The sequence below is a fragment of the Pseudomonas marincola genome, from assembly GCF_900682675.2.
In the GTDB taxonomy this organism is placed as follows: Bacteria; Pseudomonadota; Gammaproteobacteria; order Pseudomonadales; family Pseudomonadaceae; genus Aquipseudomonas; species Aquipseudomonas marincola.
Genome location: NZ_LR215729.2, coordinates 2,860,050 through 2,884,794 on the forward strand (window position 1 = coordinate 2,860,050; position 24,745 = coordinate 2,884,794).

Annotated in this window: 23 protein-coding genes, 1 other RNA gene and 1 pseudogene; 8 read left to right on the forward strand and 17 right to left on the reverse strand. The window is 58.8% G+C overall.

What is annotated here, in order from left to right; genetic code table 11:
• Nucleotides 1-30 precede the first annotated feature (30 nt).
• Both htpX and PMYSY11_RS13325 read left to right on the forward strand, forming a co-directional pair.
• Nucleotides 31-903, forward strand: coding sequence for a protease HtpX (htpX, locus tag PMYSY11_RS13320; RefSeq protein WP_069898778.1), 873 nt, complete (start codon nt 31-33; stop codon nt 901-903).
• 191 nt (nt 904-1,094) lie between these two features.
• Nucleotides 1,095-1,481: a transcriptional regulator gene (locus tag PMYSY11_RS13325; protein ID WP_150549473.1), complete on the forward strand. Its 387-nt coding sequence runs from the start codon at nt 1,095-1,097 to the stop codon at nt 1,479-1,481.
• Between the two features lie 187 nt (nt 1,482-1,668).
• Here PMYSY11_RS13325 and PMYSY11_RS13330 read toward each other — a convergent pair whose 3' ends face one another.
• Complete coding sequence (locus PMYSY11_RS13330; protein ID WP_150549474.1) at nt 1,669-2,337, reverse strand: thiopurine S-methyltransferase; 669 nt, start codon at nt 2,335-2,337, stop codon at nt 1,669-1,671.
• 169 nt (nt 2,338-2,506) lie between these two features.
• Here PMYSY11_RS13330 and PMYSY11_RS13335 point away from each other — a divergent pair, with 169 nt between their 5' ends.
• Nucleotides 2,507-3,274 carry a DODA-type extradiol aromatic ring-opening family dioxygenase gene (locus tag PMYSY11_RS13335; protein ID WP_150549475.1) on the forward strand — a complete coding sequence of 256 codons (768 nt, stop codon included), beginning with the start codon at nt 2,507-2,509 and terminating at the stop codon, nt 3,272-3,274.
• Between the two features lie 135 nt (nt 3,275-3,409).
• Here PMYSY11_RS13335 and ffs read toward each other — a convergent pair.
• An RNA gene (gene ffs / locus PMYSY11_RS13340) (signal recognition particle sRNA small type) lies at nt 3,410-3,506 on the reverse strand.
• Nucleotides 3,507-3,838: 332 nt separating this feature from the next.
• Between ffs and PMYSY11_RS13345 the strand changes: the two genes are divergently transcribed.
• Nucleotides 3,839-4,117 carry an HU family DNA-binding protein gene (locus PMYSY11_RS13345; protein WP_069898783.1) on the forward strand — a complete coding sequence of 93 codons (279 nt, stop codon included), beginning with the start codon at nt 3,839-3,841 and terminating at the stop codon, nt 4,115-4,117.
• A gap of 108 nt (nt 4,118-4,225) precedes the next feature.
• Here PMYSY11_RS13345 and ligA read toward each other — a convergent pair whose 3' ends face one another.
• The 12 genes and pseudogenes from ligA to PMYSY11_RS13405 form a co-directional block, all read right to left on the reverse strand.
• On the reverse strand, nt 4,226-6,589 hold the full coding sequence (gene ligA, locus PMYSY11_RS13350) for an NAD-dependent DNA ligase LigA (RefSeq protein ID WP_150549476.1): 2,364 nt from the start codon (nt 6,587-6,589) through the stop codon (nt 4,226-4,228).
• 107 nt (nt 6,590-6,696) lie between these two features.
• The gene (zipA, locus tag PMYSY11_RS13355; RefSeq protein WP_150549477.1) at nt 6,697-7,521 is read right to left on the reverse strand and encodes a cell division protein ZipA; all 825 of its coding nucleotides are present in this window, start codon (nt 7,519-7,521) and stop codon (nt 6,697-6,699) included.
• A gap of 327 nt (nt 7,522-7,848) precedes the next feature.
• Nucleotides 7,849-11,352: a chromosome segregation protein SMC gene (gene smc, locus PMYSY11_RS13360; protein WP_150549478.1), complete on the reverse strand. Its 3,504-nt coding sequence runs from the start codon at nt 11,350-11,352 to the stop codon at nt 7,849-7,851.
• 53 nt (nt 11,353-11,405) lie between these two features.
• Nucleotides 11,406-11,510, reverse strand: a pseudogene (locus tag PMYSY11_RS13365) (GntR family transcriptional regulator); the annotation flags it as partial.
• 275 nt (nt 11,511-11,785) lie between these two features.
• On the reverse strand, nt 11,786-12,805 hold the full coding sequence (gene murB / locus PMYSY11_RS13370; protein ID WP_150549479.1) for a UDP-N-acetylmuramate dehydrogenase: 1,020 nt from the start codon (nt 12,803-12,805) through the stop codon (nt 11,786-11,788).
• Nucleotides 12,802-13,266, reverse strand: a complete 465-nt coding sequence (locus tag PMYSY11_RS13375; protein WP_150549480.1) for a low molecular weight protein-tyrosine-phosphatase — start codon at nt 13,264-13,266, stop codon at nt 12,802-12,804. The genes murB and PMYSY11_RS13375 overlap by 4 nt, the downstream gene beginning before the upstream one ends.
• Nucleotides 13,266-14,030 carry a 3-deoxy-manno-octulosonate cytidylyltransferase gene (kdsB, locus tag PMYSY11_RS13380; protein ID WP_150549481.1) on the reverse strand — a complete coding sequence of 255 codons (765 nt, stop codon included), beginning with the start codon at nt 14,028-14,030 and terminating at the stop codon, nt 13,266-13,268. Before kdsB ends, PMYSY11_RS13375 begins: the two co-directional genes overlap by 1 nt.
• The gene (locus tag PMYSY11_RS13385; protein ID WP_069898793.1) at nt 14,031-14,216 is read right to left on the reverse strand and encodes a Trm112 family protein; all 186 of its coding nucleotides are present in this window, start codon (nt 14,214-14,216) and stop codon (nt 14,031-14,033) included. It abuts the gene before it with no gap.
• Between the two features lie 51 nt (nt 14,217-14,267).
• Complete coding sequence (gene lpxK, locus PMYSY11_RS13390; protein WP_150549482.1) at nt 14,268-15,281, reverse strand: tetraacyldisaccharide 4'-kinase; 1,014 nt, start codon at nt 15,279-15,281, stop codon at nt 14,268-14,270.
• Nucleotides 15,282-15,316: 35 nt separating this feature from the next.
• Nucleotides 15,317-15,745 (reverse strand): ExbD/TolR family protein, encoded by a 429-nt coding sequence (locus tag PMYSY11_RS13395; RefSeq protein ID WP_150549483.1) that lies wholly within the window; start codon nt 15,743-15,745, stop codon nt 15,317-15,319.
• On the reverse strand, nt 15,742-16,374 hold the full coding sequence (locus PMYSY11_RS13400) for a MotA/TolQ/ExbB proton channel family protein (RefSeq protein ID WP_069898798.1): 633 nt from the start codon (nt 16,372-16,374) through the stop codon (nt 15,742-15,744). Before PMYSY11_RS13400 ends, PMYSY11_RS13395 begins: the two co-directional genes overlap by 4 nt.
• Nucleotides 16,375-16,446: 72 nt before the next feature.
• On the reverse strand, nt 16,447-18,657 hold the full coding sequence (locus tag PMYSY11_RS13405; RefSeq protein ID WP_150549721.1) for a DNA internalization-related competence protein ComEC/Rec2: 2,211 nt from the start codon (nt 18,655-18,657) through the stop codon (nt 16,447-16,449).
• Between the two features lie 242 nt (nt 18,658-18,899).
• On the opposite strand from PMYSY11_RS13405, the gene PMYSY11_RS13410 reads away from it, so the two are divergent.
• Complete coding sequence (locus PMYSY11_RS13410) at nt 18,900-19,427, forward strand: DUF2062 domain-containing protein (protein ID WP_069898800.1); 528 nt, start codon at nt 18,900-18,902, stop codon at nt 19,425-19,427.
• A gap of 152 nt (nt 19,428-19,579) precedes the next feature.
• Here PMYSY11_RS13410 and PMYSY11_RS13415 read toward each other — a convergent pair whose 3' ends face one another.
• Genes PMYSY11_RS13415 through PMYSY11_RS13425 form a run of 3 tightly spaced genes read right to left on the reverse strand, consistent with a single transcriptional unit; the run spans nt 19,580 to nt 22,780 of the window.
• On the reverse strand, nt 19,580-20,824 hold the full coding sequence (locus PMYSY11_RS13415; RefSeq protein WP_090508544.1) for a lipoprotein-releasing ABC transporter permease subunit: 1,245 nt from the start codon (nt 20,822-20,824) through the stop codon (nt 19,580-19,582).
• Nucleotides 20,824-21,507, reverse strand: a complete 684-nt coding sequence (gene lolD / locus PMYSY11_RS13420; RefSeq protein WP_090509164.1) for a lipoprotein-releasing ABC transporter ATP-binding protein LolD — start codon at nt 21,505-21,507, stop codon at nt 20,824-20,826. Before lolD ends, PMYSY11_RS13415 begins: the two co-directional genes overlap by 1 nt.
• A gap of 22 nt (nt 21,508-21,529) precedes the next feature.
• Entirely contained in the window at nt 21,530-22,780 is a 1,251-nt protein-coding gene (locus PMYSY11_RS13425) for a lipoprotein-releasing ABC transporter permease subunit (protein ID WP_150549484.1), read from the reverse strand.
• A 95-nt stretch (nt 22,781-22,875) separates the two neighbouring features.
• On the opposite strand from PMYSY11_RS13425, the gene PMYSY11_RS13430 reads away from it, so the two are divergent.
• The 3 genes from PMYSY11_RS13430 to PMYSY11_RS13440 all read left to right on the forward strand — a co-directional run bounded on the left by PMYSY11_RS13430 (nt 22,876) and on the right by PMYSY11_RS13440 (nt 24,641).
• Nucleotides 22,876-23,457: a PilZ domain-containing protein gene (locus PMYSY11_RS13430; RefSeq protein ID WP_090508545.1), complete on the forward strand. Its 582-nt coding sequence runs from the start codon at nt 22,876-22,878 to the stop codon at nt 23,455-23,457.
• Between the two features lie 72 nt (nt 23,458-23,529).
• A complete protein-coding gene (locus PMYSY11_RS13435) occupies nt 23,530-23,817 on the forward strand; it encodes a phosphodiesterase (protein WP_069898808.1) in 288 nt (95 codons plus the stop codon).
• 104 nt (nt 23,818-23,921) lie between these two features.
• Nucleotides 23,922-24,641, forward strand: coding sequence for a glycerophosphodiester phosphodiesterase (locus PMYSY11_RS13440; RefSeq protein ID WP_150549485.1), 720 nt, complete (start codon nt 23,922-23,924; stop codon nt 24,639-24,641).
• The last annotated feature ends 104 nt before the right edge of the window (nt 24,642-24,745 follow it).

The following is a 24,745-nucleotide window of genomic DNA, read 5'->3' on the forward strand; positions in this document are numbered from 1 at the left end:
CCTTTTCCCGTTGAGGAGTTGTTTCAAACCATGAAACGCATTTTCCTGTTCCTAGCCACCAACATGGCGGTGCTGTTAGTCGCCAGCGTCACGCTGAAGCTGCTGGGCGTTGATCGTTACACCGGACAGAACTACGGCAGCCTGCTCGCGTTCTGTGCCGTCTTCGGCTTTGCAGGTTCGCTGGTTTCGCTGTTCATCTCCAAGTGGATGGCGAAGATGAGCACAGGCACGCAGATCATCACTCAACCGCGCACACGCCATGAGCAATGGCTGTTGCAGACTGTTGAAGAGCTGTCGCGCGATGCCGGTATCAAAATGCCGGAAGTGGGTATTTTCCCCGCTTACGAGTCGAACGCATTCGCCACCGGCTGGAACAAGAACGACGCACTGGTGGCCGTAAGCCAGGGCCTGCTTGAACGCTTCTCGCCTGATGAAGTGAAAGCCGTTCTGGCCCACGAAATCGGCCACGTTGCCAATGGCGACATGGTCACGCTGGCGCTGATTCAGGGCGTGGTGAACACCTTCGTGATGTTCTTTGCGCGGATCTTCGGTAACTTTGTCGACAAAGCCATTCTGAAAAATGAAGGCGGCCCGGGTATTGGCTACTTTGTTGCGACCATCTTCGCGGAACTGGTACTCGGCATTCTGGCCAGCATCATTGTCATGTGGTTCTCGCGTAAGCGTGAATTCAAGGCCGATGAAGCCGGCGCCCGCCTCGCCAGCACCGACTCCATGATCGCAGCCCTGCAGCGCCTGCGCTCTGAGCAGAACGTGCCTGTCGAGATGCCAAGCACCCTGGCTGCATTCGGCATCAACGGCGGCCTGAAGAACGGCCTCGCCGGTCTGCTGATGAGCCACCCGCCGCTGGAAGTGCGCATCGAAGCCCTGCGCCAGCGTCGCTAATACGCACCGCAGCAACCGAAAAAGGCGACCACACAGGTCGCCTTTTTTATTGCCCGATAGCCAGCCCTGCCCGATGCGTCTTCAGCAAACGTTGAACCCGCGCCAGAAAACCCGGTCAATTTTAATAACTGCAGCCCTGTGGCTACAGCCTCCTTTGTAAGCCGAAAACGGCCCTGAACAGGAGCAAAACCATGACCGGATACAATTGGGATCTGATTGAAAACTTACTCCGCCATGCCCAGAGCAGTGGCGGTGAGTCGTTCAAGCCCCGCGAATACGCCGAACAACTGGCGCATCAGAAAAGCACGATCAGCACCGCCAAGCCCAATCTGGATGACCTGAAAAAACTCGCCTGCGATTACGAAGCCTTACTGCTAAAGGCGGACTTCATTGCACCACGGCCCGAAGAGCGCGGCGGCAACGGCGAAAACTTCGTGCTTACCGATCGCGGCCAACGCCTGCTGAACATGCTTGGCAGTCAGCAAGGCCGTGAACAACTCGACGCCAAAGGCAAGGCCGCGCTGGTACCTGAAGTGTTCAACTCCCTGCCCGCGACAGCCCCAATGGCAAGTCACTGATTCGTGACTCGCTCTAATTTCAGCATTAATGACGGAGTAATCGTACTGGCGGGGAACCCGGGCTTTTTCCGTGTGCTCTAAGCGTGACTGGTCGCCAAGTGGCGGCCCGGGCGCTGACTCAATCTCGCGCCACCCCACGCAGGACTAAAAGACCAGCGCGGGGCGATTCGTCATACCATCAGTGAAGTCAGTCTTTCAGCAGCCGATAAACCCGCTCATCAAGCGCCGTCAGGCCGCGCTCAGCAAAGCGCCAGTTCAATCCCATAACATCGGCCACCTCTAGCGTCTCAAGCTGCCAGCCTGCGCTATACAACGCCTTAACTTCTTCAGGATTCACCGCGAACGGCGGGCCGTCCATCTGCGCCTGATCATATTCAAGCGTCACCAACAGTCCCTGTGCGCCTGCCGGCAAAATACTCAGCAAGTGAGCGGCATAACGCTGGCGCATTTCGGGAGGTAACGCGATCAACGCGGCGCGGTCGTAAAACCCAACGCAAGCGCTAACCTGCTCGGCCGTCAGGGCAAAGAAGTCCCCGCAATAAATCTCTACCGGGCCGGCGCTGTAAACCGTGAAAGCACCTTCTTGGCGAATGCCCGGCGTCAGTTGTTGCTCGGCAAAGAACGCCTGCGCCGCTGTCTCGGCCAACTCTACCCCGAGAACCTTATGACCCCGTGCAGCCAACCAGGCCATGTCCAGGCTCTTGCCGCACAGTGGCACCAGAATTTGCGAGCCTTCTGCCCCGGCGTCGGTAAATTGCAGGGTTTGCCAAAAGCGCTGCAAATAGTCGTTAACCTGCTTGGCATGAAAACCGATTTCGTTGCGCGCCCAGCGCTGTTGCCAGAATTCAGCTTGCATAATCACTCCTCGGTAGTTGGCTGCATGGTGCCGCAAATTGGACTCATGCGCCAAGCCACCGTATGCCTGCCGGTCAAGCATTCAGTTTCCTGATCGATTTAGTCAAATAAACCCATTTGAGTTGCCGACTTTATCGATAGAAAATCGCGCCTGTCACTGAGGAGCACGTATGCAACCGAGCCTGTACATTTCTCACGGATCGCCCATGCTCGCCCTTGATCCGGGCGCCAGCGGCGTAGCAATGCGCCGACTCGCCGATGCGCTGCCACGGCCAGACGCGATTGTGCTGATGTCGGCGCATTGGGCCAGCCACGAACTGCGCGTCAGCAGCGCCGCACATCCCGAAACCTGGCACGACTTCTCGGGCTTTCCGCCCGCCCTGCATCAAGTTCAGTACCCGGCGCCAGGCAACCCTGAACTTGCCGGCAGAATCCTGCAAATGCTCGATGCCAGTGACCTGCCTGCACAAGCAGATGAGCAACGACCATTCGACCATGGCACTTGGGTGCCGTTGTCACTGATGTATCCGCAGGCCGATATCCCGGTGGTGCAAATTTCACTGCCGGTCAAACTGGGTCCTGCATTTCAGCAACGTATCGGCAAGGCGCTGCGACCGTTGCGCCAACAAAACATTCTGTTGATCGGCTCAGGCAGCATCACCCATAACCTCTATGAACTCGACAGATACGCAGAACCCGAAGTGAGCGCACCCTGGGCGCAAGCATTTCGCGACTGGATGGTGGCAGCATTGGTCGCCGGCGATGAAGAGGCGCTGCTCAACTACCGCCAACTCGCCCCGCACGCCACACGCAATCACCCGACCGATGAGCACTTGCTGCCGCTGTACTTCGCACGGGGTGCGGGCGATGCATTCAAAATTGAACACAGCGGTTTTACTCTGGGATCACTGGCAATGGATATTTACAGCTTTGCCTGAATACGCGCACGCCAATACATCGACGTAAACAGTCGATTATTCAAGTCGCGGGGTAAAGGGGATTCGATAAGGAGTTGTTGCGTTGGGCTTCCCAGTTGCTGGGAGCCGATTACAGCCTGGCGTTATTGGAGGCGTCCCTACCAGCCACACCCCGGCACACAATGTTCCCGCTGTGGCTGCTTCCTTCCGGATCTGACCAGGTTCACGGGTAATCGTTGCGGAGGGACCGGTAGGGCCACCATAACGCGCCCGCCTTGCAGCGAGCGCCGCCATTGTACCGGCTTGAGCTAAAGTTACAACCTTCTCAATCACTTAGCCTGCAAATCAAGCGCAAGCGCTGAGGATATTGATCACAATCAACGCGCAAAGCGGCGTGTGCACTAAGCTTGCTGTGACATTTTGCCCGCTTAATCTTCCCAGCCATCGGGGAATTTCCTGCAAGCGTGCGAGTCACATAAGCGTCTTGCACGCCTGGCACACGCCACAAGCAGTGCCATTGGCGGCAAAACGCAGTAACCTGCAACAGCGCTAGATGCGCAGCCCATCTCTACAAGGAGCAACAGCATGGCCATGACTAAAGATCAGTTGATCAGCGACATTGCAGAAGCCATCGACACCCCGAAGGCGACTGTTCGCGCGGCACTTGAACAGCTCAGCGAAATCGTCAGCGATGCCCTCGAAAACGGCGATGAAATCACCCTGCCAGGTATCGGCAAACTCAAGGTCACCGAGCGCCCTGCACGCACTGGCCGCAACCCGCAAACGGGCAAGGCGATCGAAATTGCAGCGAAGAAAGTTGTTAAGTATGTACCCGCCAAGGCACTGACTGACGCGATCAACTGATCCGCCAAAGGCTGACTGCCCGCCTTTAAGCGCAAGCAGCAAGCGGGTTATCACATCTGGATAACCCGCAGCCACCCAACGGCTCGCACGCCCCGTGCAAAGCCTGCTTTAAACCTCGATACCGTAACCTGCCAAGCGCTGAATAAACTGCGCCTCGTCCAGCACGGCCACGCCTAGCTCAGTTGCCTTTGCCAGCTTGGAGCCCGCCCCCGGCCCTGCTACCACGCAAGTGGTTTTGGCAGACACTGAACCGGCCACCTTGGCGCCCAGCCCTTCGAGCTTTTCCTTGGCCACATCGCGGCTCATGATTTCCAGGCTGCCGGTCAGTACCCAGGTTTGCCCGGCTAGAGGTAAACCCTCGACCTGCTTCTTCTCACTTTGCCAGTGCATGCCGAAATCACGCAGTTGCGCCTCAATCGCCAGTGCCCGCTCAGCATTCGCCGGATCATCGAAGAAATCACGCAGCGAGCGTGCAGCCTTCTCGTTCAGGCGTTCGACTTGGCGCAAATCCAGCCAGTCAGCCTGGATAATCCCCTCAAGTGACTGGAAACGAGCAGCCAGCCTTTCAGCGCCGGTTGCCGCGATGGAGGCAATATTGAGCTTGTCGATAAAGCCGGCGAGCGTGGTGCAGGCAGCAAATTCAGGATGCAACTCGCCCTCTTCCTGCAATTGCAGGCCGCGCTCGAGCAAATCGGCAATTACCTGACGGTTATGCGGATCAATAAAGAAGCTGTGTATTTCGTGCGCCACTTCCAGCCCGACATCAGGCAGATAAGTCAGCACTTCCGGCAACGCCTGCTGAATGCGCTCAAGCGAGCCCAGCGCACGCGCCAGCAGCTTGGCGGTCTCCTCGCCTACATCAGGAATACCCAGCGCATAGATAAAGCGTGCCAGCGTCGGCTTGCGGCTGTCGGCAATTGCTGCGAGCAGATTCTTGCTCGACAGCTCGGCAAACCCCTCAAGCTGCACCACCTGATCGAATGTCAATGTGTAGAGATCAGCGGGCGAGCGCACCAGCCCTTCATCGACCAGTTGCTCGACGCTCTTCTCGCCCAGCCCTTCAATATCCATGGCACGGCGCGAGACGAAATGAATAATCGCCTGCTTGAGCTGGGCCGCGCAGGCCAGACGGCCGACGCAGCGATAGATCGAACCTTCGACAAACGATTCCTTGCCCTTGCTGCGCTTGACCAGTTGGGTGCGCTCGACATGCGAGCCGCACACCGGACAATTCTCGGGGATGCTCACCGCACGCGCATCGGCGGGGCGACGCTCAGTCACCACCTGAACCACTTGCGGGATTACATCGCCGGCGCGGCGGATGATCACAGTATCGCCGATCATCAATCCCAGACGCGCCACTTCATCCATATTGTGCAGCGTGGCGTTGGACACCGTAACGCCCGCCACTTTCACCGGCTTGAGGCGCGCAACCGGGGTGACTGCTCCCGTGCGGCCAACCTGAAACTCAACATCCAAAAGCTCGGTCAGCTCTTCCATTGCCGGGAACTTATGGGCAATCGCCCAACGTGGTTCACGCGCCCGGAATCCCAGCTCGCGCTGACTGGCCAGGCTGTTAACCTTGAACACCACGCCGTCTATCTCATACGCCAATGACTCGCGGCGCTCGCCAATGTCCCGGTAATAGGCGAGGCACTGATCGATGCCCTTGGCCAGTTTCAGCTCGCGGCTGATCGGCATGCCCCAGTCTTTGAGCGTCTGCAAAATGCCGATATGGGTTTGTGGCAGCTCGCCCTCAACCTGCCCGATGCCGTAGCAGCAGAATTCCAGCGGACGCGCGGCGGTAATCTTGGAGTCGAGCTGGCGCAAGCTGCCAGCCGCCGCATTACGGGGGTTGGCAAATGTCTTGCCGCCCAGCGCGAGTTGGCGCTCGTTAAGCGCCTCAAAACCGGCCTTGGACATAAACACTTCGCCGCGCACTTCAAGCACCGCAGGCCAGCCCTCGCCCTGCAACTTTAACGGCACATTCCGGATGGTACGCACATTGACGCTGATGTCTTCACCCGTGCTGCCGTCGCCACGCGTAGCGCCGCGCACCAGCAGGCCGTCGCGGTACAACAAGCTCACTGCCAAACCGTCGAGCTTGGGCTCGCAGCTGTATTCAACCTCCGCGCCGCCACCGAACAAATCACCGGAGGGCAAATCCAGCCCTTCACGCACACGCCTGTCGAAACTGAGCATGTCCGCTTCTTCGAAGGCGTTGCCGAGGCTGAGCATTGGCACTTCGTGTTTGACTTCGTCAAAGGCTGTCAGCGCCAGGCTGCCGACTCGCTGCGTGGGCGAGTCCGGGGTAATCAGGTGCGGGTTATCGGTTTCAAGTTGCTTCAACTCTTTGAACAGACGGTCGTACTCGGCATCCGGAATGCTCGGCTCATCAAGTACGTGGTAGCGGTAATTGTGCTGATCAAGTTCGGCACGAAGTTCAAGAATGCGCTGGGCAACTTCACTCATAACAATGTCTCGGAAACGAAAAGAGCAGCCGCAGCTGCTCTTTTTCTGGTCATTAACTGTTTGCTTGCAGCGGCGCTAAAAGCAAACCTTAACTCTGGATGCTGTGCTTACTTTAGCTTGCCTGTCATCTGACGGCGCTCGAACTCGACAATCCGCTGACGATAATGCTCGATGGTCTGCGCGGTCATGACACTGCGCTGATCGTCTTTCAACTCGCCGTTCAGCTCGTGCGCCAGTTTGCGCGCGGCCGCCACCATCACATCAAAAGCCTGCTTGGGGTGACGCGGGCCTGGCAAGCCGAGGAAGAAACTCACGGCACGGGTGCTGAAACCCTCGATATCGTCGAGATCAAAAGTACCCGGCTTCAATGCATTGGCCATGGAGAACAGCACTTCGCCATTGCCGGCCATACTTTCGTGGCGGTGGAAAATGTCCATCTCGCCAAAGCGCAGGCCACTTTCAAGAATATTCTGCAGCAGCGCCGGGCCTTTGAAGCCATCACTGTCACGCGCGATTACGTTGATAACCAGCACTTCGTCGACCGGTGCCTGCTCCTTTTCGGGCTTGGCTGGCTCGCCGACTTTCCCAGCCTTTTCAGGCTTGCTGGATACCGGCTCGTCGAGGTCGAGATTAAGGTTCAGGTCACCCTGTTGTGGCTCTTTGGAAGGACGGCGGCCAGAGTCGCGCGCACTCATCGACGGCAAATCGGTCTCGTCGAACGAAGGCTCTTTGTGCTCGGCAGGGCTAAGCACGCGTGGCGGGCTCAGCAAGTCCGGGTCGCTGTCATCATCCGGGAGATTGGCAGCACTGCGATCAAGTTTGAACTTCAACTTGCCCTTGCCGCCGCGCATGCGCCGCCAGCCGTCGAACAAGATACCAGCGATCACAATGATGCCGATGACTATCAGCCACTCGCGCAGACCGAATTCCATGAAATACCCTGACCCCTAAAAAAATTAAAAATAAAAATGAAGCCGAAAAACCCGGGCTTCCAACACTCTATTTGTACTGCCAAATGCACTTAAGGCTCTAAATTCTGGCGGGTGACTTCTACCTGTAACAAAAGTGGGCAATAAGCTATCACGACGAACGGTAACTTTACACTGCCCCAAGCGTAAAACAGTCACTGACACGCCTGTTCTGCGAAGAACTTGAGTAACAATCAATAAAGCACAGTCTACAAGTTGTAATTGTGCATTTCGAGATTGTTTTCTCAGCCCGGCGTACCCAGCCCAGACAACCCTCAAAAAATCGCCTTGTCAGGCATCAACCATCGCCAGCGCTTCCTCGACATCCACCGCAACCAGACGCGAACATCCCGGCTCGTGCATGGTTACACCCATTAACTGATCCGCCATTTCCATGGCGATCTTGTTATGCGTGATGTAGATGAACTGCACTTTCTCGGACATCTCCTTGACCAGCCGCGCGTAACGGCCGACGTTGGCGTCGTCCAGTGGTGCATCCACTTCATCCAACATACAAAATGGCGCGGGATTCAACTGAAAGATAGCAAATACCAACGCCAGAGCCGTCAGTGCTTTCTCACCGCCGGACAACAAATGGATGGTGCTGTTCTTCTTGCCGGGCGGGCGCGCCATGATCGTTACACCAGTATCGAGTAGATCTTCGCCCGTGAGTTCCAAATAAGCGCTGCCGCCGCCGAAAACTTTCGGAAAAAGTGCCTGCAAACCGCCATTAATTTGATCGAACGTTTCCTTGAATCGATTTCGTGTTTCCTTGTCGATCTTACGGATGACGTTCTCCAGCGTTTGCAATGCCTCTTCAAGGTCGGCGTTCTGCGCATCCAGATAACGCTTGCGCTCGGACTGCTGCTGATACTCGTCAATCGCCGCCAGGTTGATTGCACCGAGGCGCTGAATTTTCCCGCCAAGGCGCTCAAGTTCCTCCTCCCAAGCGCCCTCGCTGGCATCCGCAGGCAAGGTACCGAGCACGCTATGCAGGTCATAGCTATCTTCGCCGAGCTGATCCTGCAACGCTTTGCGCCGCACATTGAGTGACTGCCACTCCATGCGCTGTTGTTCGAGCTGGCCGCGCAACAGCTGCGACTGCTGCTCGGCCTGGGTTCTGCGCTTTTCAGCGTCGCGCAATTGGCGGTCGGCATCTTCCATCGCCAGCCGTGCATGCTTGAGTTCATCCTCGACGCCCATGCGCCGGTCAAGCAGCTCCTCAAGTTTGAGGCGCAACTCTTCAAGCGGCGCTGCGCCCTCCTCCAAATTCAAACTAAGCTGCTCGCGGCGCTCGTGCAGGCGCTCGGATTGCAGCTTGAGGCGATCCAGCGCTTGGCGCGTCGAGTCATGCTGTGCGCGCAACGAGCCCATGCGCACCGCCAAGTGATGCGCATGGTCTTTATGCTGACGCGCATCCTGGCGCACCCGATCGAGGCGCTCGCGTAATTGGTCACGCAATGCCTGCAAGGTCTCTCGCTGCTCATTGTCGAGCGCCATCGCATCCAGCGACTCTTGCAGCAACAAACGGCTCTCACCCAACTGCTCATGCTCAAGTTCACGTTGAGCGCTGAGTTCGGCAATTTCATGGTCGAGTCGCTGGCGGCGCAACGTCAGTTGCTCGGCCTTGGCCTGACTGGCCGAAAGCTGAGCTTTGAGTTCGCTCAACTGGCGGGCCTGATCCTGAATCTGCCGGCGCAAGGACTCGCGCTGCTGCTCAAGCTGAGTTTGCTGCTCACGCAAATGCTCGAGACGCTCATCAAGCACCTGCAACGAGGCTTCACGCTCTGCGCATTCAAGGCCTAATTGTTCGATCTCCTGACCGCGCGCCAACAGCCCACTTTCGGCCTCGCTGGCACGACGAATCCGCAAGAAATGCCGCCCCAGCCAATAGCCATCACGGCTGATCACGCTTTCGTCATCGGCCAGTGTGGAACGGGCAGCCAAGGCATCATCAAGGGTTTCAACCGTGCGCACGCGCTCCAGCCACGGCGCCAGATCAATCGGCGCCTCGACCTTGTCGAGCAAACTGCCGGCCACTCGCGTGGCGCCTTTGCTGGGAGTAATCAGCCGCAGGTCACCCTGACTGAAGCTGGCAAAGTCGTAATCGCTCAAGCCTGCCGCCTGGCCGTCATCCAACAGCACAGCTTGCAGGTCGGCGCCAAGCACGGTTTCTACGGCCAGCTCCCAGCCAGCGTCTACCCGCAAGCCTTCGGCCATGCGCGGCAAATTGGCCAACTGCTGGGCCTGCAACCATTGTGCTGTGCCCTGCCCCGGATCCAGCGCGGCCTGCTGCAACGCCTCAAGCGATGCCAGGCGACCATTGAGTCGCTGCAGCTCACCCTGCGCTTGTTGCTGGGCCTGACCGGCCTGCTGCAATTCGTCACGCAGTTGTTGCAGGCGCTCAGCTACTTCGGCCTCGCTCACTTGCAGGGTTTCTTCCTGCAGCAAACCGGCAGCCACTTGCTCGCCCAATTCGATAATCGCGGCATCCTGCGGATCTGCGCTCAGTTGCTCCAGTTCATCAGCCAGACGTCGCTGACGCTCGGCCAGGCGCTCTAGCCCTTGCTCCAATTGCTGAATGCGCGATTGCTGCACCTCGGCCTGACGACGCGGCTCGGCGGATGACTGATTAAAACCATCCCACTTTTCCTGCCAGCCCTGCATGGCCGTCTCAGCGTCTTCAAGCGCCGCGGCACTCTCTTCAGCGGCCGCCGCCGACAATTCCTGTTCTGGCGCCAGCTGACCAAGCTCCTCGTCGAGCGTGGCCAACAGCGTGCTGTCGTGCCCCAGATGCGACTCCGTCTCCTGACGCGAGCGCTCGGCCTCCATCAGGTCATCCTGCAACTGGCGAAGACGTTGCTGGCCGTGCTGAATGCTCTGCTCGACCCGCGCAATGTCACCGCCCACAGAATAGAAGCGCCCCTGCACCAGATTGAAACGCTCGGAAAGCTCGTGATGACCGTCGCGCAGGCGCTCAATGCTCGCATCGGCGTTGCGCTGCTCGGCTACCAGCGCCTCAAAACTGATTTCCTGATTGCCGATAACCGCTTCGCGCTGACCCACCTGTTCATTCAGGGTTTGCCAACGCAGGGCTGTCAGCTGCGCCTTGAGCTGGCGTTCCTCGGCTTTGTATTCCTGATATTTCTCGGCGGCCTGGGCCTGACGATGCAGACGTTCAAGCTGGCGCTCCAGCTCTTCGCGCAGGTCGGTCAGACGCGCAAGGTTTTCGTAGGTGCGGCGAATACGGTTTTCGGTTTCGCGGCGGCGCTCCTTGTACTTGGAGATGCCCGCCGCTTCCTCGATGAAGTTGCGCAGGTCTTCGGGCTTGGCCTCGATCAACTTGGAGATCATGCCCTGCTCGATAATCGAGTAGCTGCGCGGGCCCAGACCAGTACCCAGGAAAATATCGGTAATGTCACGCCGGCGGCACTTGGTGCCGTTGAGGAAGTAGGTGTTCTGACTGTCCCGCGTGACCCGGCGGCGAATCGAGATTTCGTTGTAACCGGCGTATTCGCCCACCAGCGTGCTGTCGGAGTTGTCGAACACCAGTTCAATCGACGCCTGCGTTACGGGCTTGCGGGTATTCGAGCCATTGAAGATAACGTCAGTCATCGACTCGCCGCGAAGGTTCTTCGCCGAACTCTCGCCCATCACCCATCGTACTGCGTCGATAATGTTCGATTTACCGCAACCGTTCGGCCCCACGACGGCAGCCATGTTGCTCGGAAAGGTCACGGTTGTCGGGTCGACGAAGGACTTGAACCCGGCCAGCTTTATACACTTCAGGCGCATGCGCAGTTCGCCTCACGCGCAGCCAGCGCTGGCATCGGGTAAAAAGCAATTGCCTGAGTTCGCTCAAACGGCTTGAGCGCGCCACGGATGATCTGGCCACCATGGTCATGGTATTGGGCAATCTGCTCGGCGAGGCTGTCCGATGCCTTGAACGTCATGTTGATCCTTAGGTTCTGTTGACCTATTTGGGCTAAAGGCCCGCCATGCTTGGCGCGGGCGCAGTGTAACACAGCAAAAACAGCCTCAAAGCCACTGGCTCTGCAACGCCAACAGCCTTATTCAAACTTGCCAATCGCGGCACAATAACACTGTCGCCCGGCAACCCGGCAAGATGCTTGAGTGGGCGAACAACGTGCTCGCGCCGTAACCCGACAAACCGCGCCATTGCACCCGCAGCCCGCCCACACTTAAGCGCTAAGCGGAGCGCCGTTTGCTACAGAACGTTGGGTTCCATCTCCAGCTCAACCCCAAAACGCTCGGCTATATCGTGCTGAATCCGCTGCGCCAGCGCCAGCAGCTGCTTGCCGCTGGCATTGCCGTAGTTGACCAGCACCAGCGCCTGCAGCTTGTGCACGCCTGCGTCACCCTCGCGAAAGCCTTTCCAGCCTGCACGCTCGATTAGCCAGCCAGCAGCCAGTTTGACCTGTCCATCCGCCTGCGGGTACGCCACAACGTCGCTGTGCAACTGGCTGATCTGTTCGGCAAGCGCAGCACTGACCAACGGATTCTTGAAGAAACTACCGGCATTCCCCAGTTGCGCCGGGTCGGGTAATTTTTCACTGCGAATCGCGCAAATCGCCTGACTCACATCGGTCGCAGTCGGATCAGTAATGCCTTGTGCCTGCAAACGCTGCTGCACCGGCCCATACCCCAAATGCAGGACATTGCGGCGGCTCAGCGCAAAGCGCACCCGCAGAATCACCCAACGCCCGGGCTGCTGTTTGAATACGCTGTCGCGGTAAGCGAACGCGCAGTCTTCTGCGCTGAACTCACGCAATTCACCACTCTCGCGGTCCAGCGCGGTCAACCCGGCGAATACATCTTTGATTTCGACGCCATAGGCACCGATATTCTGCATCGGCGCGGCGCCCACAGTGCCGGGAATCAGGCTGAGGTTTTCCAGGCCAACAAAGCCCTGCGCCAGACTCCATTGCACGAATGGATGCCACGGCTCGCCAGCTTGCGCCTCGACCACAACCCTGTCGGCGTCATCTTCAATAATGTTGATACCGCGAGTCGCCATGCGCACGACCAGCGCATCTATGTTCCCAGTGATCAGCATGTTGCTGCCGCCGCCGAGTAACAGCACCGGCAGTTGCTGCTGCTCGGCGAAACTCAGTGCCGCGCGCAGTTGCTCATCGTCGTGTACTTCAACCAGTGCCTTGGCCGACGCCTCGATGCCAAACGTATTGAGACGTTTGAGCGAGACGTTGTGCTCAACCTGCAAGCTCATAAACGTCCCTCTAGCTCAGCCACCAGCGCGTCACAGGCCTGTTCAAGCAGATCGAGCACGTTCTCAAAGCCGTCATCGCCCCCGTAATACGGGTCCGGCACCTGCTCCACTGCCAAGCCGTAGCGGCGCAGGAACAGATCGAGTTCAGCGCGGCCATTGGCAGGCTGAACCTTGGCAAGGTTGCTCAGGTTGCTGTTGTCCATCGCCAGAATCAGATCGAAAGCGGCAAAATCTGCCGTTGAGACCTGACGCCCGCGCAAACCCGACAGATCGTAACCACGGGCTTGGGCGGCACTGCGCATTCGGCTGTCGGGTGGATTGCCGACATGCCAGTCACCCGTGCCCGCTGAGTCGACTTCAATCTGCGCGCTCAACCCCGCCTTGCGCAATTTTTGGCGCAAGATGCCTTCAGCCGCAGGCGAGCGGCAGATATTGCCCAGACACACGAACAATACGCGCATCAGTCGGCCAACAACTGACGAACGCGGTCCAGATCTTCCTGGGTATCAACCCCGGCAGGAGGCGCTTTCAGCGCGTCGGCAACATGGATGCGCACGCCATTCCACAGCGCCCGCAATTGCTCCAGGCACTCGGTGTTTTCCAGCCAGCACGGGCCCCACTCAACGAAGTCGTGCAAAAACTTGGCGCGATAGGCGTAAATTCCGATGTGCCGGCGGTATGGCACACCGGCTGGCAACTGGTCGCGGTCACCGGCAAAGTCATCCCGCGCCCACGGCAGCGGCGCGCGACTGAACGTCAGCGCCAGACCATTAAGGTCGGTGACAACCTTGACCACATTGGGGTTGAACAGTGCAGCCGCCTCGTTGATCGGCTCTGCCAGCGTGGCAATGCCCGCCTGCGCATTGGCGGCCAGATTGCTGGCGACCTGATCGATAATCACCGGCGGTATCAGTGGCTCGTCGCCCTGCACGTTGACCACGATGGCTTCTGCAGGCAAACCCAGCGCTGTGGCCACTTCAGCCAGGCGGTCGGTACCTGAATTATGATCGACCCGCGTCAGCAGCACCTCGGCACCGAACGCCTGACAACGCTCGACGATGCGTGCATCGTCAGTTGCAATCACCACCCGATCAGCGCTGCTTTTACAGGCTTGCTCCCAGACATGCTGGACCATCGGCTTGCCTGCAATGTCCTGCAAAGGCTTGCCGGGCAGGCGCGTGGAGGCATAACGCGCCGGGATTACCACCGTGAATGCAGGGCTCATTTACTTGTCCAGTCGCTCATCAGTATTGAGGGTGCGCGCTTCTGTTTCGAGCATGACAGGGATGCCGTCACGCACCGGATAGGCCAGGCCATCGGTTTTGCAGATCAGTTCGGATTTATCGGCAACCAGTTTCAGCGGGCCTTTGCACAGCGGGCACGCGAGAATATCGAGTAATTTCGGGTCCATGGACAATCCTTAAACATCAATGGGCCGCCCGGCCGAGCACCAGAGTGCGGGCTAGCGCGGCAGATCAGTGGGTTGCAGCAACGCCTGCACGCGTTCGGTGAACCACAAGGTGAAGGCTTCTGAAGGCTGAGCATCAACCGCAAGATACCACCAGTTCGGCTGGGCAAAGGCGTGGCACTTGACCGCGTCTTTTTCCGTCATCACCAACGGCAGTGCCGGGCTGAAATCCAGCAGTTGCGCAGAAAACTGCGCATGGTCACTGAACGCATGCGTTATGGGCTGCAAGTGTAGCGCTTCGAGGGTTTTGAAGAAACGCTGGGGATTACCGATTCCCGCGACTGCATGCACCTGCTGGCCATTGGGGAAATGGTCCAGCGGGCAACGCTCGCCGGTCAGTACATTGATCAACGCCTGCGGCAGCAGGGTGAAACCAAAGCCGTCTTGCGGATCTGCCGGCGCACCGTTGTAGAGCAGCGCATCCACCGATTCGAGCCGTTCAACCGGCTCACGCAATGGCCCCGCAGGCAAGCAACGGCGATTGCCCAGGCCACGCGCCGCATCGATCAGCACCAGTTCCATGTCGCGGGCCATGCGGTAATGCTGCATGCCGTCGTCACTGAGAATCAGCTGCAAGGGTTCGGCGTCCAGCAAGGCGGCAATGGCGCGACTGCGATCAGGGTCGATCATCAGCGGCACGCCGCTGCGCTGAACAATCAGCAGCGGCTCATCACCTGCAATCGCTGCGTCTTGATCTGCCTCGACCCGCCACGGCCATTGCGGCGGCTTGGCGCCATAACCGCGACTGACTACGCCGACCTTGATGCCGCGCTGCTGGCAATAATTGACCAGCCAGAGGATCAACGGCGTCTTGCCGGTGCCGCCTACGGTGATGTTGCCGACCACGATAACCGGCACGGGCGCACGGTAAATCTCGCCGACGCCAGCCAGAAAACGCTCGCGCTTGCCCTGCACCACTCGACGATAAAGCGCTTCCAGCGGGCTGAGCGCGCCGAGCAGTGGATGCCCCTTGTACCAGGCAGCAACAAGACCATCAGACAACGGCATCGGAGAACCTCAAGAAAAAACGACTGCGCTGCTGATCAGGGCGCAGCCTCGGCCTCGACGGTGGTGATTCGCAGGTGCGCGAAGCCCAGTTTGCCCGCTGCGTCCATCGCCGTAACCACGGCCTGGTGCTCGGTTTTGGCGTCGGCACTGATGCTCAATGGCAAGCTGGTGTCGCCATCGGACTCTTTCTGTAGCGCGTTCATCAGGCTGTTGAGGTCGCTTTTCAGCAATTCCTTGCCATTCACCGAGAACGTACCATCTACCGCGATCAACACTTCAAGCTGCTTGATTTCGGTCTGTTCCGGCGGAGTGCCGGTAACAGCCTCAGGCAAATCGACCTTAAGCTGAGTTTCACGGGTGAAGGTTGTCGTCACCACGAAAAACAGCAGCAGGATAAACACCACATCAATCAATGGGGCGAGGCCGATCTCGACATTTTCACGTGGCTTGCGTCGAAACTTCACGCCTTGTCCCCGCCTATCTCTACGTCACGATCCCCCTGCACCACTTCAACCAGCTTGATTGCTTCCTGCTCCATGCCAACCACCAACTCATCAACCCGACGCTGCAGGTAACGGTGGAAGAACAGAGCCGGGATCGCGACCATCAAGCCCGCTGCCGTGGTAATCAGCGCCTTGGCGATACCGCCGGCGAGCAATGGCGCGTTGGCCATGCCTGAATCCATGAACGAGGAGAAAATCTGGATCATGCCCAGCACGGTGCCGAGCAAGCCGAGCAGCGGGGCGATGCCGGCAATGGTGCCCAGCGCGTTGAGATAGCGCTCAAGATCGTGGACGACGCGCGCGGCCGCCTCTTCGATGCATTCCTTCATGATCTCGCGACCATGCTTGGAGTTGGCCAGACCCGCGGCGAGAATTTCACCCAACGGCGAGTTGGCGCGCAGCTCCTTGAGCTTTTGCGCGTTGAGTTTCTTGGCCTTGATCCAGCCCCAAACGGTGGCCAGCAAGTTGCCAGGCTTGACGCGACTCGGGCGCAAGGTCCACAGCCGCTCGGCAATGATCGCAGCCGCCGCAATTGAACACAGTATGATTGGCAGCATCATCCAGCCGCCCGCTTTAACCAGTTCCCACACAGTGAACAACCCCCTCGATAAAAGTCGCGCCACTCTAGCATAGGGTCAATCGCTAGCCGACCGCCGCTGTTCTCATTTTTCTCGCCAAAAGCGAGATTCTGTCCGCAATGTTTTAGCGTCTGTGAACTGACCAAGCTGAACGGTCACTGCGCCCTGCTCCACAGTGTCGTACACGCGCGCCGGAATTTGCGCATAGCGCGCCAATACATCCGCGGCCGGGTGACCAAAAGCATTGTGCTTGCCCCGCGAGATTAGCACCGCTTGCGGGGCAACCCGCTGAACAAATGCGCGAGAAGACGACGAACGACTGCCATGATGCGCCGACAGCAGCCAGCGCGCCTCAAGTTCCAGCCCACTGGCCAGCAACGCGCTTTCGGCCGCCACATCGATATCGCCGGTCAGCACGATCCGCTCGCCCTGCGCTTCAATGATCAGCACGCATGACGCCTGATTCGCATCACTGGCATCTGCCCAGCGCCAACTTTGCAGGGTCACGCCATCCCACTGCCACGAGCGTTGCCGGCATGGCTGGGCCCGCCAGCGTGACGGTAACCGGCCGGCCTCACCACTGATGACATGTTCGACCGGCATGCCATCGATTACCGCCGAGGCGCCGCCTATATGATCATTATCGCCATGACTCAACAGCAGAAGGTCGAGCTGTTCAATATTCAGCGCGCGCAGCGAAGGAAGCACCACGCGCTCACCCAAATCAAAGTCGCCAAAGCGGGGCGCCGCGTCATACAACAATGCATGGTTGCGCGTGCGCACCACCACGGCGAGACCCTGACCTACATCGAGCATCGTCACGACAGCCGTACCCTCTGCGATTTTCTGCGGCTCGGTAAACAGCAACGGTAGCATCAGCGGCCAGCCAAACAAGCGCAGCGGTAATCCCGAAGGCAGCAACAGCAACAACGTGCCCGCACAAGCCAGCAACCACACGCCCAGACCATAAGCACCCGGCTGCCATGCGGGTAGCCAGTGCGCTAGCGGTGTGAGCCCGCGAAACAGTATCTCGACCAAGCCGCCGGCCAACCATAAAAGCCCTGCGCCCACATAAGGCACCGGCAACAACAGGCTGCCCGCCAGTGCCAACGGCACGATGACCAACCCCACCAATGGCACCGCGACAAGATTCGCCAGCGGGCCACTCAGACTCACGGGCAGTCCCAATGCCAACATCATCGGCAGCAACCCCAGGGCAATCGCCCACTGCGCGCGCACCAGCGACTGCCCCCACGACCAACCGCCGAGTCGCCCACTGAAAATCAACATGAGCAGCGCCACCGCTGAAAAGGACAACCAGAAGCCTGCCTGCAAACTCGCCAGCGGCTCAATGAGCAGCACCACGATCAAGGCAAACAGCAACACGTAGGAGGCGCCAATCCGACGAAATCGCAAGCGCCAAAGCAGCACCAACCCGACCATCGCACAAGCACGCTGCACCGGCACCTGAAACCCGGCCAAAAACCCGTAGACCAATGCGCCGCACAGCGCTAACGCACAGGCGCATGGCAGCCAGGGAATAGCTTGTGGCCACCAGCCGATCCGCGCAAGCCCCGCGACCAGCGCATACAACAGCCCCGCCAACAAGCCGATATGCGTGCCGGATATCACCAACAAATGCACAGTGCCAGTGGCCTTGAGAGTGGCCCAGTCAGCAGGCGCGATTGCTGAGCCATTGCCCACCACAAGCGCCGCCAGCATCGCCTCCCGCCCGTTTGCCGGAGTCGCCAACAGCCGCTTGCGTAACCTGTCGCGCCAACTGCCCAAACCACTCGCCGGGGCAATACGCTGGCCGTCCTTGACCGAACCGGTTGCGCCGATGCGCTGCGCCAGCAACCAGGTTTCATAATCGAACACCTGCGGATTGACCAAGCCATGCGGGCGCTTCAAGCGCACAGCTAAACGCCAGGCTTCACCCGCAACCACCGAATGCTGGCCGTACCAGGAGAGGCGTATTTTTTGCGGCAATAACGCCCGGCGCGAAACCGGGTGTGCGAGTTCAAAACGCACAACGCCATCATCCTGCTGCGCCAGCCCCACCACCTGCCCTTGCAACCAGAGCGTGCGACCATCCAGCTCAGGGGCCAGGCGGTCATCCAGCGCCAGCTGTGCACTGGCGCACGCCCATGCCAGCCCCAGCACGAACCAGCCAATGCTGTTAATCCGGGTGAACACCAAACCGACAGCCAGCAACACGAGCAGGCCAAGCAGCCACGGTGGCGGCAGCACGGGCAATAAACGTAATGACAATAAGCCGAGCACAAGCGCTATCATCCCTGAGCGCATTCGAACTCCTTGAACACCCGTTCCCTGGGCGATTGCAAAAGCTGGGTGAAAAACTTGGCGAAGCGGTTTAGCATCGCTGCGCTGAGGTTAGTCGAGCCAGAGCACTTGCATGGGTGAGCAATGAATTTTCCTGCGATTGCCAGCCAAAATTCTCTTGATCAAGGTTGAGAGAGCAGCCCTTAACTTTTGAGTGCATAATACTGGCGCTTTTAGCCGGTCAGAGACCTTACATGCCGCGTCGTTTTATTAAGCGCTACATGCCAAACCCGGAGAGCATCAGGAACAACAAGTCCCTGCGCTTTCTAGGCACGTTGATGCACGACCCCAATTTGTGGCACTTGAATCGCCACTCAGTCAGCCGCTCCATGGCGATCGGTTTTTTCTGGGCGATGATTCCAATGCCGATGCAAATGGTGGCCGCTGCATTCTCGGCGGTGTTCTTGCGCGGCAACCTGCCCATTTCTGTCGGCTTGGTCTGGCTGACCAATCCGATCACCATGCCGCCGGTGTTTTATTGCAGCTACAAGTTCGGTGCCTGGCTGATGAGCACCCCGACCTTGAGAATCCCTGAGCATGTAACCCTGCACTGGGTTGGCCAGGTTCTGCAAACGCACTGGCAGCCGCTCTATCTGGGTTCATTTGTGCTGGGCCTGATCCTCGCGGTGCTCAGCTACTTCGGCACCAACGCCTACTGGCACTGGTGGGTTCGGCGCAACTGGCGCAAGCGTCAGGAAGCCCGCGCGCAGAAAGGCCAATAGCTGCCCGTCAGCAAGCCAGCCCATTGTTATCGTCACTTGATTATTGAGCCATTGAACGTGGCGACGCGACGTTCAGGGCAGTCTGCGCGAGCCTGTAAGCGGCTGGCAGTTGAGCGGGAGCGCCGCCTTGCGACAGGCGCCCCGCTCCACGCTTACTCGTAACGCAACGCTTCAGCAGGCTGAATGCGCGATGCCCGCCATGACGGGTACAGGGTGGCGAGAAAACTCATGCCCAATGCGGCCACGCAGATCAGCACCACATCAGTGACCTGCAATTGCGAAGGCAGGCTGTTGATGAAGTAGACATCGGAGCTGAACACATGCTGGCCACTAACGCGCTCAATCCAGCCCACCAACTGGCTGACGTTGAGCGCTGCAGCAACGCCAAGCACGCAGCCGATCAACGTGCCGATCGTGCCGATCACCGTACCTTGAACGATGAAGATACCCATGATCTGCCGCGGTGTAGCACCCAGCGTTCGCAGAATGGCAATGTCCGCGCCCTTATCGGCGACCACCATGATCAATGTCGCGATGATATTGAACGCGGCTACTGCAACGATCAGCAGTAACAGCAGGCCGATCATGGTTTTTTCCATTTTCATGGCGCTGAACAGGCTGCCCTGCGTCTGCGTCCAGTCACTGGCCTGATAATTCGCGCCCAGATCAGCTGCCACAGCCGCTGAGACCTGAGGTGCCTGATACAGATCCTTGAGTTTGAGCCTCACGCTCTGCACCTGACCCGGCTCATAACGCTGAATATCCGCCGCATCAGCGACGTTGATCAACGCCAGCGAGCTGTCCAGCTCCGCGCCCACCTTGAACACGCCAACCACGTTGAGGCGCTTCATGCGCGGGGTAATACCGCCAGGCACTGCACTGAGTTCGGGCACGATCAAGGTCAGTTTGTCACCGACTTTTAGCTGGAAGCGCCGCGCGGTGATGGCACCAATCACCACGCCACTTTCGCCCGGCTGCAAATCGCTGAGCTTACCGGCGATCATGCTGTTGCCAATGATCGACACCTGCGGCTCAAGCGCCGGATCGACGCCCTGCAACTGAATCGGCTGCATGCTGCCACGGTAAGACAACATGCCTTCCAGCTCGGCAAATGGCACCGCCGCCAGCACTTCAGGGTTCTGTTTGGCTTTGGCCGCCACTGCTTGCCAGTCATCAAGCGGCTCGCTGGCAGCGATGCTGGCGTGCGGCACCATGCCGAGAATCCGTGAACTCATTTCCTGCTGGAAGCCGTTCATCACCGACAGCACCACGATCATGGCCAGCACACCGAGGGCCAAGCCGATCATCGAGGTCAGCGAAATAAACGAAATGAAGTGATTACGTCGTTTGGCCCGCGTGTAGCGAGCCCCGATAAAAATACTCAGAGGCCGAAACATCAGTTGGCCACCAGTTTGCCGTCTTCAAGACGCAGAATACGGTCCATCTTGCGCGCCAACTCAAGGTCGTGAGTTACCACCACGAACGCCGTGCGCGATGAAAGACTCAGCTCTTTGATGAGATCCTGAATGCCCAGCGCGGTATGGTGATCGAGGTTGCCGGTCGGCTCATCGAGCAGCACCACACCGGGGTTATTCACCAGCGCCCGCGCAACCGCGACGCGCTGACGCTCGCCGCCAGACAGCTCGGCAGGCTTGTGCGACAGGCGGTGGCCCAGCCCCACGCGCTCAAGCAATGCAGTGGCACGCTCACGCGCCTCGCGAATTGAGGTCTTGCCGATCAGCAGCGGCATGCAGACGTTTTCCAGCGCTGTGAACTCGGGCAGCAGGTGGTGAAACTGGTAGACGAAACCCAGCGCACGGTTACGCAACAGGCCACGTTGTTTCTCGTTGAGCGCGGACAATTCCTCGCCCGCCAGCCAGACGCTGCCGGTACTCGGCGTATCCAGCCCGCCCAGCATGTTCAGCAGGGTACTTTTACCCGAGCCGGAACTGCCAACAATTGCCAGGCGCTCACCCGGATGCAGCTCAAGCTGCAAGCCATCAAGCACCACAACCGATTGCGGGCCTTCGTCATAACTCTTGCTTAGGTTGCGACAGCTCAGAACAGCCTGATCCTGCATCACTCGATCACCCTTAACCGGATTACTCATAGCGCAACGCCTCCGCAGGCTGGGTGCGTGCAGCACGCCATGCCGGGTATAGGGTCGCGAGAAAACTCAACAACAAGGCCGCACCGCAAACCATCACCACATCAGAGGTGAGCAGCTGCGAGGGCAGATAGTCAATAAAGTAGACGTCGGCGTTGAGGAACTTGATCCCCAACAGGCGCTCGATACCGGCAATCGCAGCACTGACGTTGAGCGCTGCGAATATGCCCAGCAATGCGCCGATGGCTGTACCAATCACACCGATGACCGTGCCCTGCACCATGAAAATCGCCATGATCTGCCGGGGCGTCGCGCCAAGGGTGCGCAAGATGGCGATATCGCCTTTCTTGTCATTCACCACCATCACCAGCGTCGAAATGATATTGAACGCAGCCACCGCCACGATCAGCAGCAAGAGCAAGCCGATCATGGCTTTCTCCATGCGTATGGCCTGATACAGATTGCCGTGGGTGCGGGTCCAGTCGCGGGCATAAAAGTCGCCCTGACCGAGTGACTGAGCAAGCTGCCAGGCAATACGCGGCGCCTGGAACAGGTCATCGAATTTGAGGCGAATGCCTTGCACCTGATCACGCGGCCAACGCTGCAGGCGGGCCAGATCCTCGACATTGGTCATGGCCAGATAGCCGTCGATCTCGCCCGCGCCGACATGGAAAATGCCAACCACGGTAAAGCGCTTGAGCCGCGGAAACATGCCCGCTGGCGTGACTGAAACCTCGGGCGAGACGAAGGTGATCTTGTCGCCCATGCCGACGCCGAGTTTCTTCGCGGCGTTGTCACCGATGACAATCCCAAACTCGCCGGCCTTGAGTGAATCCAGGCTGCCTTGTTTGAAGAAGTTGCCGATGATCGAGACTTTCGCCTCCTCGACCGGATCAACCGCGTTGATCAGCACTTTCGACACCTTGCCGTTGTTGGTCAGCAGCCCCTGCATCTGGCTGAATGGCGCAACGGCAAGCACCTGTTTGTTGGCCATAGCCTTGTCGCCAAGGCTGCGCCAGTCGCTCAAAGGCGTCGGGCTTTCGATGGTGGCATGCGGAACCATGCCCAGCACGCGGCTGCGCATTTCATGATCGAAGCCATTCATAACAGACAGCACTACAATCATTACCAATACACCGAGCGCGAGCCCGATCATGGAGGTGAGGGAGATGAATGAAACAAAATGGTTGCGGCGCTTGGCTCGCGTGTAGCGTGTACCAATAAATACGAACAGAGGTCTGAACATGTTGGAAGTTGCTTCGCGGAAAAGAGAAACGTCCTTGTGGCGGGGCTCGACGAGCAGCTTTACACTCTGACCACTACTGCTGCTGCGGGTTCGCCATGCCGACTCAAGATGAAAAAGATCGACGCGAATACTATCGCATCGAAGATACGATAGCACTGGATTTCCGGCAGTTAAGCGCCGCCGAAGCGGCCTCGCAAGAGCCACTTGTGGGCGGTTCGACTGTGTTCAATCTGCTCAGTGAATTGCACCTGCTCGACTTCGAGTCGCAGCACATGCTGCGCCATATCAGTGAGCGCGACCGCACGCTGGCCAGCTACCTGAAGGTCATCAACAAGCGCTTCGACCTCCTCAGCCAAGCAGTTGCACAGAGCCTGCTGGAAGATATCGGCGAGCCGCGCCCGGTCATCATCAGCGAGGGTGGCGTCAGTTTCAGCGACCCGGAAAAACTGCAAGTCGGGACACAGCTTGCAATGAAAATTGTGCTGATGCCGCAAGCATTGGGCCTGATGTTGCGCGCAAAAGTTGTGCATTGCACCGCGATCGCCACAGACAGCTACGACATCGGCACCGAGTTCGAAGCGTTAACCGATGCACAGCGCCAATTACTCGCCCGGCATATATTGCAGCGCCAGGCGCATGAGCGCCGTACCGCAAGGGAGCAGGCAGATTTGACCTGACCTGACCTGACCAGCGCTGCCCCAGTCGCCCCAAGAAAATTGTCTACAGCCCACCTGACCCGCGAGCCTGCCATGCGCTGTTTGCCACTGTTATTTGCTGCACTGCTACCACTGGCCTGCAATGCCGAAACCCTGACTATTCCGCTGGGCACACAAGGCGCTGGCGCTGATGCGCCCGTGCTGCCTAAGCGTGGCGAGTCGCGTCGGGCAGTTCTGGAGCGTTATGGGCTGGCAGATGAAGAGCACGCCCCGGTTGGCAATCCGCCGATTACGCGCTGGGATTATCGCCAGTTCAGCGTCTACTTCGAGTATGACCATGTTGTCGACAGCGTTCGCCACCGTCCCGTGCGCGCGCAGTAATCCGAGCGGCTCTGCTGCGCGGCTTGACCGGCATGGCGTCAGGCTTTATCAATAGCACTGTGCATCGCTGAGGCAGCGATCCGTCGTTAATTCAAGGAGCTACTGTGACGCTGATTTATGGACACCGCGGCGCCAAAGGCGAAGCCCCAGAAAACACCCTGCGCAGCTTCCAACAATGCCTTGAGCATGGCGTAATGCGTTGCGAGCTGGACTTGCACCTCTCGCGAGATGGCGAGTTGATGGTCATTCACGACCCGACCTTAAAGCGCACCACGGGCCGGCGCGGCAAGGTAGTCGAACATGACGCCGCCGAACTGGTTGAATACGACGCGCGCCAAGGTGGCCCTGGCGCTGTGCAACCCTGCCCGATCCCGCGCCTGAGCGAACTGTTCGAGAAATGCCCGTTTGAGCATTGGCAGCTTGAAGTTAAAAGCGCCTCCAAGGTGCGCGCCGCCCGCACGGTTGAAGCCATTGCGGCGCTGGCCGAAAAATTCGGCATCAGCGACAAGGTGACTGTCACCTCCAGCTCACGCGAAGTATTACGCGCCCTGCAACGCCTTGCGCCGCACCTGTCACGCGGGTTGGTGGCCGAATATTCCTGGCTCGACCCGATCAAGGTCGCCCTGCACTACGATTGTCAGTACTTGGCGCTGAACTGGACCCTGTGCACCCCGGAGCGACTGCTCAAGGCGCAGAAAGCAGGCTTGCACGTCACTGTTTGGACGGTTAACGAGCCGGCACTCATGCGCAGACTCGCCGACTTTGGTGCAGACAGCATCATCACCGATTTTCCGGGGCTGGCGGTGCGCACGCTGAGCAGCTGACGCGCAGACTGGATGAGCAAAACGATCGCCACTTAGAGTTGGCGACTGGCCTTAAACCAAAAAACCGCCCATGAAGGCGGTTTTTTTGTTGCAGCCTGATCAGA

Bases quoted from the DNA above. Each gene is read 5' to 3' on its own strand.
- htpX (WP_069898778.1), top strand. From the start codon at position 31: ATGAAACGCATTTTCCTGTTCCTAGCCACCAACATGGCGGTGCTGTTA.
- PMYSY11_RS13325 (WP_150549473.1), top strand. From the start codon at position 1,095: ATGACCGGATACAATTGGGATCTGATTGAAAACTTACTCCGCCATGCC.
- PMYSY11_RS13330 (WP_150549474.1), bottom strand. From the start codon at position 2,337: ATGCAAGCTGAATTCTGGCAACAGCGCTGGGCGCGCAACGAAATCGGT.
- PMYSY11_RS13335 (WP_150549475.1), top strand. From the start codon at position 2,507: ATGCAACCGAGCCTGTACATTTCTCACGGATCGCCCATGCTCGCCCTT.
- PMYSY11_RS13345 (WP_069898783.1), top strand. From the start codon at position 3,839: ATGGCCATGACTAAAGATCAGTTGATCAGCGACATTGCAGAAGCCATC.
- ligA (WP_150549476.1), bottom strand. From the start codon at position 6,589: ATGAGTGAAGTTGCCCAGCGCATTCTTGAACTTCGTGCCGAACTTGAT.
- zipA (WP_150549477.1), bottom strand. From the start codon at position 7,521: ATGGAATTCGGTCTGCGCGAGTGGCTGATAGTCATCGGCATCATTGTG.
- smc (WP_150549478.1), bottom strand. From the start codon at position 11,352: ATGCGCCTGAAGTGTATAAAGCTGGCCGGGTTCAAGTCCTTCGTCGAC.
- murB (WP_150549479.1), bottom strand. From the start codon at position 12,805: ATGAGCTTGCAGGTTGAGCACAACGTCTCGCTCAAACGTCTCAATACG.
- PMYSY11_RS13375 (WP_150549480.1), bottom strand. From the start codon at position 13,266: ATGCGCGTATTGTTCGTGTGTCTGGGCAATATCTGCCGCTCGCCTGCG.
- kdsB (WP_150549481.1), bottom strand. From the start codon at position 14,030: ATGAGCCCTGCATTCACGGTGGTAATCCCGGCGCGTTATGCCTCCACG.
- PMYSY11_RS13385 (WP_069898793.1), bottom strand. From the start codon at position 14,216: ATGGACCCGAAATTACTCGATATTCTCGCGTGCCCGCTGTGCAAAGGC.
- lpxK (WP_150549482.1), bottom strand. From the start codon at position 15,281: ATGCCGTTGTCTGATGGTCTTGTTGCTGCCTGGTACAAGGGGCATCCA.
- PMYSY11_RS13405 (WP_150549721.1), bottom strand. From the start codon at position 18,657: ATGATAGCGCTTGTGCTCGGCTTATTGTCATTACGTTTATTGCCCGTG.
- PMYSY11_RS13410 (WP_069898800.1), top strand. From the start codon at position 18,900: ATGCCGCGTCGTTTTATTAAGCGCTACATGCCAAACCCGGAGAGCATC.
- PMYSY11_RS13415 (WP_090508544.1), bottom strand. From the start codon at position 20,824: ATGTTTCGGCCTCTGAGTATTTTTATCGGGGCTCGCTACACGCGGGCC.
- lolD (WP_090509164.1), bottom strand. From the start codon at position 21,507: ATGCAGGATCAGGCTGTTCTGAGCTGTCGCAACCTAAGCAAGAGTTAT.
- PMYSY11_RS13425 (WP_150549484.1), bottom strand. From the start codon at position 22,780: ATGTTCAGACCTCTGTTCGTATTTATTGGTACACGCTACACGCGAGCC.
- PMYSY11_RS13430 (WP_090508545.1), top strand. From the start codon at position 22,876: ATGCCGACTCAAGATGAAAAAGATCGACGCGAATACTATCGCATCGAA.
- PMYSY11_RS13435 (WP_069898808.1), top strand. From the start codon at position 23,530: ATGCGCTGTTTGCCACTGTTATTTGCTGCACTGCTACCACTGGCCTGC.